Below are 14,080 nucleotides of genomic sequence, written 5' to 3'. Positions count from 1 at the left end.
TGTACGCCCTGAGGTCCTTGGTCGCCTTGGGCTCCTTGAACTCCCTGTGGTCCTTGGTCGCCTTGGGCTCCCTGAACACCCTGAGGTCCTTGGTCGCCTTGGGCTCCTTGAACACCCTGAGGTCCTTGGTCACCTTGGACGCCCTGAACACCCTGAGGTCCTTGGTCACCTTGTACGCCTTGAACTCCTTGAGGTCCTTGGTCACCTTGCACGCCTTGAACGCCTTGAGGTCCTTGGTCACCTTGTGGTCCTTGAGGTCCTTGGTCGCCTTGCACGCCTTGAACACCCTGAGGTCCTTGGTCGCCTTGGGCTCCTTGAACACCCTGAGGTCCTTGGTCACCTTGGACGCCTTGAACACCTTGAGGTCCTTGGTCGCCTTGCACGCCTTGAACGCCTTGAGGTCCTTGGTCACCTTGGGCTCCCTGAACACCCTGAGGTCCTTGGTCGCCTTGAACTCCCTGAGGTCCTTGGTCGCCCTGAACACCCTGAGGTCCTTGGTCGCCTTGTACGCCCTGAACACCCTGAGGTCCTTGATCGCCTTGGACTCCTTGAGGTCCTTGAACTCCTTGAGGTCCTTGAACTCCTTGAGGTCCTTGTTCGCCTTGGACGCCTTGAACACCCTGAGGTCCTTGGTCACCTTGTACGCCCTGAACACCCTGAGGTCCTTGGTCACCTTGTACGCCCTGAGGTCCTTGGTCGCCTTGAACTCCTTGAACACCCTGTGGTCCTTGGTCGCCTTGAACACCTTGAACTCCTTGAGGTCCTTGATCGCCTTGGACTCCTTGAGGTCCTTGGTCTCCTTGTGGTCCTTGAACTCCTTGAGGTCCTTGGTCACCTTGCACGCCTTGAACTCCTTGAGGTCCTTGGTCACCTTGCACGCCTTGAACTCCTTGAGGTCCTTGGTCACCTTGGGCTCCCTGAACACCCTGAGGTCCTTGGTCGCCTTGGGCTCCCTGAACACCCTGAGGTCCTTGGTCGCCTTGGGCTCCCTGAACACCCTGAGGTCCTTGGACGCCTTGATCGGTTCCTAAAAGTTCATCAGATACTAACCGATGCGCAGGTACTAATTGCCCCAATGCATCTTTACCCCAAACAGAAATTTGAGTTTCATTCACTGCTGGTCCGCTTGTGGTAAACACGAATTCAAATGCGTCTAAATTTGCAAAGAAATTCCTAGTTATAACCGCATTTGGTCCCACTACAACTAGTTGTTGTACATATACTGTTCTACTGCCGTTTAAAATAAAACCCTCGATCAAAACAGTAGAAGAATTTACAGAATCTCGGTTATCTATTTTTACTGTGACCAGTTGGGTGGGTCTGACTCCTAGAACAGGATCGTTTGCAATGGGTCCAGTAGATAATACTGCCATTTAGATATTCCCTCCTTTCTAGTAAAAGCAAGCTTTTCTTGTAAACAATGAGGTCTTTCTCAAGATCATGTTCCCTCTATTTTATTTCTAAAACATGTGATATGATTGTGGCTTTACCTCTGTGCATTTGTTGAGTTTTAAGACTCTAACTGCTCATCCGCAACAATACGCTGAGCACCAATGATTGTACCACTCCCGTTTTTTCCCCAAACAGAAATATCAGTACTTTCTTCTGCCAAACCGCTTGTGGTAAAAACGAATTCATATGCGTCGAAGTTCGCTAGATAATTTCTCGTAACAACTGCATTGGGGGCTAAAGCTATTTGTTCTAGTACATGTAATGTTCGTAAACCATTTAAAATGAATCCCTGAATTAATATTGTTGAAGAATTGACTAAGTCACGGTTTACCATTTTAACAGTGACCTGTTGGATCGGCCTGACCCCACCAACAGGACTGTTCTCAATAGGACCAGTTGTTAATATTGCCATTAAGTTAACGCCTCCTTTACTGGTTATTAACAATAACTCCATGCAATCAAGTAAAATACTAGGACGAAAATAGAAAAGGAACCTGGAGTTCCCATGTATTATATTAATAATTTATTAGATATGATTGTTTGTTTACCCATTAAAAAACAAGATATTATTTATTCTGTCATTCGGTCCGATCGAGCCTCAAACTACTCGTTGTTCTCAAGTTTTGGAAATCTCCTAATTCTCTCTCAAGGAAAGGAAATGAAAGATTTGCCCCTTCCTATATCATTCCAAACCATAAAAAAAGCACCCTAAGAGAAAGGGGTGCCCTCATCCTTGTTACAAATACCACTTGCGTCATGCTACAACACTCTTACAGATTTGTTTTTTAAATCCTCAAATTGTTCCTGCTTTTGTTTCTCATTCCATAAATAATGAAACCCCCATCGATTTGCGGTATCCCCTTCTCGCAGCTCTTGCTTCAAAGCTGAAAACCGTGAGTTAATATAGTCAAAACCCAAATATTTATAAATTACTTAAATATGTTAGCAAGCTTTGATTTCACTATTTGACTAGCATCAAATTTACTTTTTATCTTATTGGAACCATTTTTTCCAACAATCAACGCTTCTTCAAAGTGATCCTGGATCCAAAACAACCTCTCAGAAATTGCGTACCCGTTAGGTTCAACTTCAAAATAATCCTTTCCTTCCTCAAGAATAAATCTATCATTTCGGGGGTTTGTCGTAACAAGTACACATCCTGTCGATATCGCATCAACGGCAGCCGTAGTTGGAAAACCATCTAAAGCAAATCGATCCGGAACACTGCAATTTAGAAATATATGAGTTCTTTCGTACACTGACTTTAACTCTTCAGGGGAAAGTAGGCCATAGAATGTATAATTCTTATTTTTCAATAGAAGTAATTGATCTTCCCAATCACCAATTAGATTAAGATGAAAATCATCCGTAAGTCGATTAAATGCATCTGCCATAATGGGGAAACCTTTTCTAATGGCATTAAAAGCACAGAATGTTAACTGTATAGGCATTTCAACTTTCTTCTGTTTGAATGTATATAAGTCGGTATTAATCACAACGGGATAATAAATACTTCCAACAATCGATTCCATAACTTCATTGATGTTTGTAAATACGGTCGAACAATGCTGTCCTGCAATGGAAAGAAACTCTTTTTTTGTCCATGGATCCAGTCCGCCACCAGGGTACAAGGTAGCATGAAGATTAATATTTCGGTCATCTAAGAATGGCTTAATATTTAGATTAGGATTTGCTCCTGGCAGATAACTTCCATCCGGAAGAAAGCCATGCCCAAGCAAACTAAGTGTTAAATTTAAGAAAACACAATATACATCTGTAACCCCCTCAGACACTGCAACTTTCATAAAATCAGAAAAAGGATAAACTTTAGAAGGAAAATAATCATCATTAGGTTCAGTTGCAAAGAACAAAGTATCAGGCCTTTGCTCGAATATATTAAAGTTCTCCCAATATCGAAAACCACTTAGCTTCCATGGAAACTTCGTATCAATTACTGCAAGACGCCGGTTAGTATGCGATTGAATTTGCTGACTAAATATTTCCATACTTTCACCCTTTCTTAAGTTGCTGCTCCCTAAAGCTGTACACCACAGGCGTTTCCCGTATACATATGTGGCTACAATGGCCGATGTTCTAGTACAGGATAGCTGAATCATTCCTACGGTTAGAAAAGCTTCTTAAATTTGTAAGGCTTCCGCTGGTTCGCAAGCAGGTGATCCTGTGGCAGGAACGGCGGGTTCGTCAGGCTGGGAGTGTTTGGACTTCCGGCCGCCACTCTCACCATTCATCATATAATTCTTTAGCTCAATTCATCCCACCAAACTTTTGAACAATAATTTTTTGTGATGAACAACGGCTGCGAATACACGAATTCCAAGCACCGTCATATCCGCTGATTAGGTTGAGGTTTGATCGGACCGATTGACTGAATAAATGTCTAAATTTTGTGGGTAAACAAACAATCATATCTAACAAATTATTAACTCAACTTTCGCACCTAGAAAATCAGCCTAACCCCTTGAGTGAGTAAGGAAAAATCGAATAAATTTTTCCGTATTGACAAAAAACACCTTACTTGTTTGGTATCATGGAAGTGTCAAATCAACCATGCCAACAAGAAAGGTGCGTAACTTTATGTTACAACAACATTCCATGTCTGAATAGACTCGCTTTTCCAACATTTTCGCAACCCTCCAAATGGAGAAATTCTTACAAATTGTGGGGATTTCTAAGTCTTTTAGCTTACCTAGTCCCGCAGTTTTCCAAATCGTCTTCTCACTGGTTTTTGAAGGGTGGCTTTATAACATCCCTGCAGGTAAAGCAGTATGCCTCCCATCAGAATGGAGCGGACACGTTCTGAGAGTTGTACGATCCCCATAACAAAGCCTTTTCACCCTACGGCAGCTATCTAATCAACAGCTACTGTCACGCGTGGAGCTGCACCCCAACCTATTTGATTCGTAAATATAAGCTTTAAAATATAATAAGGCCATGCCAGATCAGGTTATGAGAACCTTTTCCAGCACGGCCTTATGGTTTGACCAACTAATCGTCTGTTCGCATTACTTTGGCTAGCAGCTCATACGAGCGCAGGCGCGCTTGATGGTCATATACCTGAGAGGTTGTAATCAGCTCATTGGCTCTAGTCTGGTCTATAATCCAATCTATCTTTTGCTTGACGGTGTCAGGACTGCCGATGGCTGAATACCCCAGCATATTACCACGAACCGCCTCCTTTTCCTGCTCACTCCAGAGTTTCTCCATGTCATCAACTGGTGGCTTCAGTCCTCCGCTGTGCCCGCGCAGCACATTTAGAAACTGTTGTTCTTGTGATGTAAAGAGCCTTTTCGCTTCCTCATCAGAATCTGCAACAAGCACATTAACACCGACCATCACATAGGGCTTATCCAGTGCTTTAGATGGTCGAAAATTGCGATGATACAACTCTAAAGCCTGTAGCAAATGAGCCGGGGCAAAGTGGCTGGCGAACGCGAACGGCAACCCAAGCTGACCTGCCAGCTGTGCGCTGAATCCGCTTGATCCCAGTAACCAGATGGGAATGTCCAGCCCTTCTCCAGGAACCGCTCTTACTCCCGGAACTGCTCCGCTTAGCGCTGGATTCAGGTAAGAACGCAGCTCATTCAATTGCTCGGGGAAATCTTCCCCAGTACTATGAAGCCCTCGCCGCAGTGCCCTCATCGCGGGTTGATCCGTGCCTGGAGCACGGTCAAGTCCCAGATCAATTCGTCCCGGATAGAGCGACTCTAATGTTCCAAACTGCTCCGCAATCATGAGTGGAGCATGGTTCGCCAGCATAATACCGCCTGAACCGACCCGAATCTTGTTTGTATGTGCAGCTACATGCCCGATGATCACGGACGTAGCTGCACTAGCAACTGCCTGCATGTTATGATGCTCCGTTAGCCAGTACCGATGGTACCCCCATTGTTCTGCATGCTGGGCAAGATCCACCGTGTCGCGGAAGGAATCGGCAGGAGTGCCGCCTTCAATGACAGGTGCAAGATCTAATATAGATAGTGCAACGTTCCGCGTAGTCATTATATATAAACCCCCTGTCAAAATATTATTATACGTATTTCCCTCAACGCCTTAATTCTTTGACCTATCAATTGATACGTCAATTATAATAATGTGTCCCGTTATGAATTGCAAATGATTTAAATTTTTAGTTTTTATCAAAAATCAGTTTACTTTTATGATAAGCTCATCTATTATGCAAATATGTGGATAATGGTTATCCACATTAGCCTGGTTATAAATATTGAGGTGATTGCTAGTGCATATGAAAACAGGTGTCGAACAATCTGTCTACGCTCTTCTTCTACTCACGATGCTGCCGGACAAAGCTGTTTTACCTGGGGAGGCCATTAGCCAGCAGTTAGGTGCTTCACCTACTTATTTTCATAAACTGTTACGAAAATTGGTTAGCTCCGATTTGATTACTTCTGTACCTGGTGTCAAGGGCGGGTTCAAATTAAAGAAAAAACCTGAGGATATACGGGTATTTGATATTTACCTGGCGATTGAGGGACAACAAACCCTTTATTCTTCCAGTGGTATATACAACGAAATGCTTGAATTAAAGAAAGACGATCAGTGTTGTTTACTGACAAATTTGATGGAAGAAGCGGAAGCCTCCTGGAAGGCCGTTCTGAAAAGGGAAACCATCGCGTCACTATCCGCTGACTTTTTTAAAGAAGGATATGATGCCAAAATTACTTCTTTGGAAAACTGGATTCAGGAAAAAATGGTCTTGTAAAGAACACTAATTATCAGAGAGGAACATGAACATGAACGATTACTTAGTAAAAGCTCTTGCCTACAATAATCAGGTACGGGCTTATGCCGTGAGAACAACGGAAACGGTAAGTGAAGCCCAACGGCGTCATTATACCTGGCCCACAGCATCGGCTGCATTGGGACGTTCTATGACGGTCGGCGTCATGCTGGGAGCCATGCTTAAAGATGAGGATAAACTGACGATCAGAATCAACGGTGGCGGACCTATCGGCACTATTCTTGTCGATACCAACTCCAAAGGTGAAGTTAGGGGTTATGTAAAAAATCCACAAACCCATTTCGAGCTTAATCAGATAGGGAAATTAGATGTCGCCAGAGCTGTAGGAACAGATGGAGCGCTCATTGTATCCAAAGATATCGGCTTAAAACACCCGTTTGTTGGACAAGTCCCTCTCATATCGGGTGAGTTGGGCGAGGATTTCACATCTTATCTCGTCCAATCCGAACAAATCCCTTCTTCTGTAGGAGCGGGAGTTATTGTTAACCCGGATAACTCTATTCAGGCGGCTGGAGGTTTCATTATTCAGCTGATGCCAGATACGCAGGAGGAAGTTATCAGTTTTATCGAGAGACGCATTGAGAGCATTCCAAGCATCTCCGCAATGGTCATGGAAGGTCTTACGCCAGAGCAGATTCTGGGTCAGATTTTGGGAGAAAGCAACCTGAACATACTGGAAACCATGCCTGTACAATTTCATTGTCCCTGCTCAGAAGAGCGTGTTACCAATGCTATTATCAGCTTAGGGAATAAGGAAATAGAAGATATGATCCATACCGATGGACAAGCTGAAGCTCATTGCCACTTTTGTAACGCCCACTACCATCTCACCAAAGAAGATCTCGAAGGGATGCTGGAAACAAACATTATTTAATATGGGCTGTTCCCAAAAAGTAGGTCTAGCTACTGGGGAACAGCTTTTTCTTTCCCAATGCTTCCGACGATTTCTTTGTCCTAAATACGGTAGACTTGTTCATGATGTAAGTGATAATGTTATATTATTCCAATCACCTGAGATGAGGTGCACTATGTTTGAAAATGATACGCATGAAATTCTGGCTTATTATGATGGCGGTGCAGAAGTAGGCAGGTTAGAGCGAGGCATAGGAAAAATAGAACTGGAAAGATCAAAAGAAATCATTTCACGTTATCTCAGCGAGTCTACTCATGTTATTTACGATATCGGCGGCGGTGTAGGGGTCTATTCTTCGTGGCTGGCGGAGCTGGGATACGAAGTTCATCTATTTGATCTATCTTCCCAAGCCATTGAATTCGCTCGTCAGCAGCAACTGAATAACCCCATCATCAGTAAGCTGGAAACCGCGGATGCCAGAAATCTTGATCGTAAAGATGAAAGCGCGGACATCGTGCTATTGATGGGACCTTTATATCATTTAACGGAACAGAAGGAACGAGTAAAAGCACTACAAGAAGCGGCGCGTGTCTTAAAGAAGGGCGGAACGCTGATTACTTCAGCTATTTCCAGGTTTGGCTCGCTACTGTGGGGGCTATCGGTGTACGACGAGCGCAATACCATTGTGGAGGAAGATGCGTTCATGGATATGGTCAGACAGGAGCTGACAGATGGTCAGCATGTACGACCGGCGGCCTATCCCTCTTTTATCACACGGTCCTACTTTCATACACCGGATGCCTTGCGCGCAGACTGGCAGGCGGCTGGATTACCGAAGCCTCGTGTACTGGGCGTGGAAGGACCCGTCTGGATTGCACCCGGATTTGAGGAAAAGTGGGCGTTTCCTTCCCATCGCAGCCGTTTGCTGGATATAGCACGGCAGGTTGAAGAGCAGGAATCTGTGATCGGTATGAGCCCGCATATGCTTGCAGTCGGTACCAAGTCTTGAAGCTCATCACCTCTACAACTATGGAGAGATATAGCCTATGAGAAGACGTAATCGTTACATCGTTAAGTCTGCAATCATTCTGATCGCAGCTATAATCGGAATGGTTTATATCGTAAATCTGGATACCTCATTTAGAAAAGTCGTTTGGGATCGCATGGATTCAGCCAAGATTAATACTATTCTCATTAGTAAATCGCCAGACTATACAGACCAATTGGTAAAAGACAAGAAGGAAATTCAAAGTATCCTCAATGCTCTTGCTGAAATGAAATTAAGAAAATCCAGTGTATTAGATAAAGGTCTTAATTCTGTATACATGCTCAGTATTTTCGTAGATCACGAAAACGAAAGGGACTTATTTGGCATAACACTGTATGACCAAAACTATATAGAAATATATGATGAAACCAAAACGAAAAATAAAGTTACTTCCTATAAAATTACGAGTGATTATGATGTAGAGCCCATTCGTAAACTATTCAAATAGGCCACCAGATATGGCGGCCTTCCTCTATTGCATTCTATCCTTTTATTCAATCGATTCAGCAAGAGTACGAGCAATCTGCTCGCTGTTTGCTTCCTTATAAATAAAATCATGATAATGTGGCTGATGGATGTCGATCCATCCCTTCTCGATTGCCTTCTGATAATAATGTCGTGCGCGTTTTTGTTCACCCGTCAAATAAAACATGCAGGCGGCATTCCAATATAGCCCCGCATCTCCACTCCAATCCCAGCCTTGATCAAGTGCTTGTGCGTAACTCCAGGCTGAGCGGGCGTAATCAGGTGCTACACCATATTCTATATTGCCATGCATATAATAGTTCCCGTTCACCAGAAGATTGTTTAAGGGAAGATTCCATCCAAACAGAACCGGAAAATCCGCAAGCACTGTAAACCCTACAGATAAGGCTGTTCTTTGAGAAGCTATATTATCGGACCAGCACTGCCAGCCGACGCTGTCGATCCCCCGTTGTTTGGCCAGAGAAAGCGCACCGAGAGCTACCTTTCGGGCCCATCCTTTTTTCTGATAGCTCGCAACAGTTTGAATGCCTAACTCACACTCTTGACCCACGACCCAATCGGTCAAGCACCAGCTGACAATGGCCGGGCCTTCCTCCGTATGTTGAATGGCAGCGCATCCAAATCCATTTTTTTCATAAGCGGCTTGAGAGGGCCAACCGTCCAGGATCTCATGAATGATATCCTCAAGACCCGCCAGATGCCGCTGCTTTAATAGTTCACGATCTATTGCTACGATATCCTCCCCAAGCGGGCTAGCTATACCGTCTAAATGCTGAGTAAACGTCATTCGGCCACTCTTCATAGGCCGTACATCCTTCATCACGGTTTCAAGAGCAGCTTCCCACTTCTCATCTGCCGGGTAATATAGCACATAGTCTAATTTTCCTTTAAATGCAAGTTGAGGTAATAGGATTTCTTGAAGCAACATGTTGATTTCTTTAAAGAAGGCTTTATTGTCCGGACTTCCTCCCAGAAAAATGCCTTGGGGGTTGCTCAATACAGCGGTATTCCCATCATTAGATAAAAAAATTCTACCCGGTATGATGCCGCTAATGACACCTTGAATCGATATGTGATGCTTCATTGTATCAAAAAGACCGAATGCCTTATAAAAATAAGATTCCGCGAGTTCCATTCCTTGAATCATGTGATGAGCACACATTTGTCTGTTTTGCCTCCCATAAGCCTATGAGAGATTCTTATTCATCTAAAGACATAAACCTCTCATAAGCTTTTTGATTTGTTTGTTCGTATTCAAACATCATCACTCCTTTAAACGTATTAGAGGATTAGGCTCTAAGATGGTCTGTACTTGATGCCTCCGCTTCATTATGGATAACACATACAATTCGGTCAAGTGTACTTTTGGTAATAAAGATGGCCTCGGCTGCACTGTTGAATAGCTTCCGTGGACAGGCTATTGTAAGGACAGGAGACTTTTTCCAGATAAACTGAACTTAAAGGAGGTCGTTTTTCTTGATGATCCTTGAACTGGTGGCCATTATTTCTACTGCTGTCTTATCTACGTTTTTTTCCTTTCGATACCGCTTGTGGAGACAACTATAGTGAGAAGTGAACAAGAGATGCTGCATACCATTCTCCAATTTGCTCAAGAGGACGAACGGGTGCGTGCCGTGATTATGAATGGTTCACGCGCTAATCCACATGCTCCACGAGACGTTTTTCAGGATTTTGATATCGTCTTTCTCGTATCTTCCATGGACAGCTTTATTCAGGAACGTCGCTGGATCAACCATTTTGGTGAATTGATCATTATGCAGACGCCCGATGAGCATATGGAACCTACTTCGACGCCCCATGATCGCTTTGTTTTTCTCATGTTATTTACGGACGGCAATCGCATAGATCTTACACTCTACCCTGCGAATAACATCGCCAATTGGACCCGAGACAGCTTAAGTGTACTGCTGCTGGATAAAGATGGACTGGTGGAGCCTTTCCCACCGCCAAGTCTTCAAGATTATAAGACGATACCTCCAACTGCCCAAGTCTATGCGAATTCCTGCAACGAGTTCTGGTGGGTCAGTACTTATGTAGCTAAAGGATTATGGCGACAGGAGCTGCCCTATGCCAAATTTATGCTAGATCGGCCTGTAAGGGATGCGCTTCACTTGATGCTGGAATGGCATATTGGTATACGAACCGACTTCGCGGCAGATCCGGGAAAGCAGGGAAAATATTTCGAGAACCATCTTGAGCCTCGACTTTGGACGCTCTACATTCAAACGTTTGCGGATGCAGATTATGAACATATGTGGCAGTCTCTTTTGATCATGGGAAATTTATTTAGAGAAGTTGCCTTGGAAGTAGCGAACTATTATGGTTACGAATATCCGACTCTGGACGATCAACGTGTTACGAACTATCTCCATCGCGTAAAAGCTCTCCCAGCAGATGCTAAGGACATTTATTGATAAAAAACCAGTCGGCACTTGATTTATATGTGCTAGGCTGGTTTTATTTTTATACACTAACGTTATTCGGTCAGAACCCGGTCACCTCTGCTCGCAGGCTGAGAGATAACCAAAAATTCAACATCCTCATTCGTTTCATTAAACATTTGATGAGGTACCATAGGAGGAATCTCACACCCTTCCTGAGATCCTAATTGGATTTGTTCACCATCCACTTCAAGTACCGCTGTACCTGATAAAATAAAGAAAAATTGGCGTGCATGATGATGATAATGTCTGACCTCATGAGTATTTCCGGGCATCCGCTCATGAATAATACTCAAATCCTTATTTTTCACTAAGCGCCAACCATCACATTGATCTCCCCATATATAATGTTCAGCATTATTTTTACTTATTTTCATATTGAACTCCTCCTTTTTGCAATTACAGTTTCATTTTAAATATGGATTCATAGAGCTACAATCTTATTTTAAAAAAACGGCGGGACAAATGTAAAAAGCACTCCGACTTAGTCAGACTGTTTTTATATATCCGCCTCGATAATTTCCTCCAACTTAATCCAGCTAAAATCCTCTTCCCCACGGGACAGCTTCACTTCTCGCCGACTTGTGTTAATCACCGTGACCAGTCCACGCAGCTCCTCATCATCAAATGGATTGAACACTTTTAGCGTAATAGGCTTACGTTCGTTATAGGATACGATGATGGCCTGTTCAATCTGCTGCATTTCCTGATCGTCCAGTGTCGGTTTGCCGCGCCTACCTTGCTCCTTCATCAGTCTTAAATATGCCTCCCGATGCTCAGGCAAAATCATGCGCGAGCTTTCCCATATGCCATTTCCTTCAAGCTTTTTCCCCATCGTAAGCCCCTCCTATGCTGTTCTGGTTACCGGATGCCATGCCAATACATGATCTAATCGAAAAACACGTGGCTGGCCTGTCTGTAAACAGGTGGCTCGTATCAAGCCATTCTGCACACGATGCACCTCGATACGCCGATGAGACAGTTTGCCCTTCCGATCCAAATACACGATTTCCACGATCTGCCCCACGTATTTTTCCAACATGATCCTTCACTCCTTATCAGAACGTTTGTTTGTATTATATGCGAACATGCGTTTGATTATCAATGTAAAAAAATCCCCTGAGGGATTTGACTCTCTCAAGGGAATTAAAATTCATAAGTGGATAGCTTAATATCTTCTTTATTCAAATCTTTCAGAGGATGGACAGGGCCATTCCAATAAGTGAGGATATCAAGCGGCTCATTAGTACCATGTTCTTTTAAAGAAAGAGATAATTCAAGTAATAAATGGGGAAGTTGATAAGAGCTTGTTAAAAACTGATATTCCTCTGGGCTTTCACAGTCTTCTGCTCGATAGAACACAAAGTATCCCTCGGTATGATCCCCAATGAGTACAATATAGCGAGCAAGAAACATAATTTCGCCATTGGCAAAAGGAATGGAATATGTCGAAGCAGAGATCAAATCTGTCTCTAATCCCTCAATTCGAAGGGTGAGTTCATTGTTAAGAGCATCCATTCTTTCTCTTTGTTCGCTGACGAGTTGTTCATAATTTACAGGGACAAGCCCTCCTTTCTTGATCGTAGCGATCAGTTCGTCTATAAATACTTTTTGAGACAACACTCGATTGCTCATCCTATTCATCTCCATATTCGTGAAAATAAGCATGGAATTCCTGCTTCTACGTGTTCAATAATTATGTATTAAAAATCTTGATTCATTTAACTATCAAGCAATTTTGTGACTGCATTCACGACCCTTTCCATCTCAAATGGCTTAACAATAAAGTCTTTTGCACCTGCCTGAAATGCTTTTATAATCGCTTCCTGCTGGCCCAAAGCAGAACACATCAAAATGTTGGCTTGGGGATCAAGTTCTATGATCTTTTTAACAGCCTCAAGCCCGTCCATCTTAGGCATATTAATATCCATGGTGATTAAATCGGGACGAAAGTGTGCGTATTTCAAAACAGCATCATACCCGTTTTCTGCTTCCGCAATAACAGCGTGACCTAAATCCAAAAGAATATCTTTAAGCACAGAACGCATAAACAAAGAATCATCCACTACTATAACTGCTGCCAAATTAATCTCTCCAATCCGTTGTCAAATGATATGCACGCCCAAACTTCAATATCGGTGAAAAAACTGGTAATATTAATAGAAAGAATCTGTAAAAATAAAAACGCTACCAATGAATTATAAAAGAAATTTAAAACTAGCTACTACAGAATTAGTTTTCAAAAAAACGTTTCACAATGACGTAAATCTTTCCTGTAAAGCAAATTACAAAGCACTAGGTATCTATTGAACCCTTAGTACTATATAAGCTGAATTTAAAAATCACCTATCGTGCCACTCCGCAGACGGAGGGTACTTTCTTGTACAGCACCATTCCGCCTACTCCGTTTTCATGTAAATTTGTGAACCCGTTCCGATTAACAATTTCTACCTTTTAAGGATTCTTAACTTTAGAATATGTAGCCTATATTATAATGTTTCAAATTCAAAGCCCCCTGTCATACCATGCATTACATCACAAGTGAGCCAATCTAATGCATTTTTACTCAATAGCTTCATAACAATTTCTTGTATCTTTACAGATATGTCTCCTGTTAGACAAGATGCTAATTGAATAGATGCAGTGCTCCGATCCTCCACGTAAAAACGATGCAAGCCCGTTTGATAAATTCTCTCCACTCTTGCCAAATGAACAGTGCCAGTTAGAACATACATAGCATAGCCTGGCTTAATAAGATAAGCCTCGCTCGTTTCATAATCAAGTTCTTCCTCTTCCCATACATGAACAATCACAATCTTCTCAAGCACAGCAATGTCTGACATGTCCTTTTCCTCTTTTCTAAAAAAATTTTATTTGATCGGATCAAAACTTAATCTAACAACCAAGCAAATATAATAATCAATTCGTTTGTGAAAAATAGATTTCCATTAGATATTATCGTTTAATATTTATCGTTATACGATAACTCCTATATTGAA

General features: G+C 42.8%; 16 protein-coding genes. 5 read left to right on the top strand and 11 right to left on the bottom strand.

The window, feature by feature from the left end; translation table 11 throughout:
* The 4 genes from JOD82_RS08180 to JOD82_RS08165 form a co-directional block, all read right to left on the bottom strand.
* Window positions 1-997, bottom strand: a 997-nt coding sequence (locus JOD82_RS08180) for a BspA family leucine-rich repeat surface protein (protein ID WP_245248925.1), incomplete at its 3' end; no start/stop codon positions are given.
* Between the two features lie 513 nt (window positions 998-1,510).
* On the bottom strand, window positions 1,511-1,864 hold the full coding sequence (locus JOD82_RS08175; RefSeq protein WP_029519178.1) for a hypothetical protein: 354 nt from the start codon (window positions 1,862-1,864) through the stop codon (window positions 1,511-1,513).
* 517 nt (window positions 1,865-2,381) lie between these two features.
* Complete coding sequence (locus JOD82_RS08170; RefSeq protein ID WP_209948114.1) at window positions 2,382-3,458, bottom strand: glycosyltransferase; 1,077 nt, start codon at window positions 3,456-3,458, stop codon at window positions 2,382-2,384.
* Between the two features lie 1,000 nt (window positions 3,459-4,458).
* Window positions 4,459-5,472, bottom strand: a complete 1,014-nt coding sequence (locus JOD82_RS08165; protein WP_209948112.1) for an LLM class flavin-dependent oxidoreductase — start codon at window positions 5,470-5,472, stop codon at window positions 4,459-4,461.
* 238 nt (window positions 5,473-5,710) lie between these two features.
* Here JOD82_RS08165 and JOD82_RS08160 point away from each other — a divergent pair, with 238 nt between their 5' ends.
* The 4 genes from JOD82_RS08160 (at window position 5,711) to JOD82_RS08145 (ending at window position 8,581) form a co-directional block, all read left to right on the top strand.
* On the top strand, window positions 5,711-6,193 hold the full coding sequence (locus JOD82_RS08160) for an RrF2 family transcriptional regulator (protein ID WP_029519173.1): 483 nt from the start codon (window positions 5,711-5,713) through the stop codon (window positions 6,191-6,193).
* Between the two features lie 31 nt (window positions 6,194-6,224).
* Window positions 6,225-7,106 carry an Hsp33 family molecular chaperone HslO gene (gene hslO / locus JOD82_RS08155; protein WP_039275256.1) on the top strand — a complete coding sequence of 294 codons (882 nt, stop codon included), beginning with the start codon at window positions 6,225-6,227 and terminating at the stop codon, window positions 7,104-7,106.
* 154 nt (window positions 7,107-7,260) lie between these two features.
* Complete coding sequence (locus JOD82_RS08150; protein WP_209948110.1) at window positions 7,261-8,094, top strand: class I SAM-dependent methyltransferase; 834 nt, start codon at window positions 7,261-7,263, stop codon at window positions 8,092-8,094.
* A gap of 37 nt (window positions 8,095-8,131) precedes the next feature.
* Window positions 8,132-8,581 (top strand): DUF5301 domain-containing protein, encoded by a 450-nt coding sequence (locus JOD82_RS08145; protein WP_209948109.1) that lies wholly within the window; start codon window positions 8,132-8,134, stop codon window positions 8,579-8,581.
* 42 nt (window positions 8,582-8,623) lie between these two features.
* On the opposite strand, the gene JOD82_RS08140 is transcribed toward JOD82_RS08145, so the two are convergent.
* Window positions 8,624-9,781: a GNAT family N-acetyltransferase gene (locus JOD82_RS08140; RefSeq protein WP_209948107.1), complete on the bottom strand. Its 1,158-nt coding sequence runs from the start codon at window positions 9,779-9,781 to the stop codon at window positions 8,624-8,626.
* A 403-nt stretch (window positions 9,782-10,184) separates the two neighbouring features.
* Here JOD82_RS08140 and JOD82_RS08135 point away from each other — a divergent pair, with 403 nt between their 5' ends.
* Window positions 10,185-11,054 (top strand): aminoglycoside 6-adenylyltransferase, encoded by an 870-nt coding sequence (locus JOD82_RS08135; protein WP_209948105.1) that lies wholly within the window; start codon window positions 10,185-10,187, stop codon window positions 11,052-11,054.
* A gap of 62 nt (window positions 11,055-11,116) precedes the next feature.
* Here JOD82_RS08135 and JOD82_RS08130 read toward each other — a convergent pair whose 3' ends face one another.
* The 6 genes from JOD82_RS08130 to JOD82_RS08105 all read right to left on the bottom strand — a co-directional run bounded on the left by JOD82_RS08130 (window position 11,117) and on the right by JOD82_RS08105 (window position 13,924).
* The gene (locus JOD82_RS08130) at window positions 11,117-11,458 is read right to left on the bottom strand and encodes a cupin domain-containing protein (protein ID WP_029519168.1); all 342 of its coding nucleotides are present in this window, start codon (window positions 11,456-11,458) and stop codon (window positions 11,117-11,119) included.
* Window positions 11,459-11,580: 122 nt separating this feature from the next.
* Window positions 11,581-11,916 (bottom strand): YolD-like family protein, encoded by a 336-nt coding sequence (locus tag JOD82_RS08125; protein ID WP_029519167.1) that lies wholly within the window; start codon window positions 11,914-11,916, stop codon window positions 11,581-11,583.
* A 12-nt stretch (window positions 11,917-11,928) separates the two neighbouring features.
* Complete coding sequence (locus JOD82_RS08120; protein ID WP_013310131.1) at window positions 11,929-12,123, bottom strand: hypothetical protein; 195 nt, start codon at window positions 12,121-12,123, stop codon at window positions 11,929-11,931.
* A gap of 104 nt (window positions 12,124-12,227) precedes the next feature.
* On the bottom strand, window positions 12,228-12,716 hold the full coding sequence (locus JOD82_RS08115; protein WP_029519166.1) for a hypothetical protein: 489 nt from the start codon (window positions 12,714-12,716) through the stop codon (window positions 12,228-12,230).
* A gap of 86 nt (window positions 12,717-12,802) precedes the next feature.
* The gene (locus JOD82_RS08110; RefSeq protein ID WP_029519165.1) at window positions 12,803-13,165 is read right to left on the bottom strand and encodes a response regulator; all 363 of its coding nucleotides are present in this window, start codon (window positions 13,163-13,165) and stop codon (window positions 12,803-12,805) included.
* Window positions 13,166-13,570: 405 nt separating this feature from the next.
* Entirely contained in the window at window positions 13,571-13,924 is a 354-nt protein-coding gene (locus JOD82_RS08105) for a hypothetical protein (protein ID WP_039273330.1), read from the bottom strand.
* Between the last annotated feature and the right edge of the window lie 156 nt (window positions 13,925-14,080).

The sequence above is a fragment of the Paenibacillus sp. 1182 genome (genome assembly GCF_017833915.1).
In the GTDB taxonomy this organism is placed as follows: domain Bacteria; phylum Bacillota; class Bacilli; order Paenibacillales; family Paenibacillaceae; genus Paenibacillus; species Paenibacillus polymyxa_D.
This window is presented reverse-complemented; position numbering and strand designations above follow the sequence as displayed.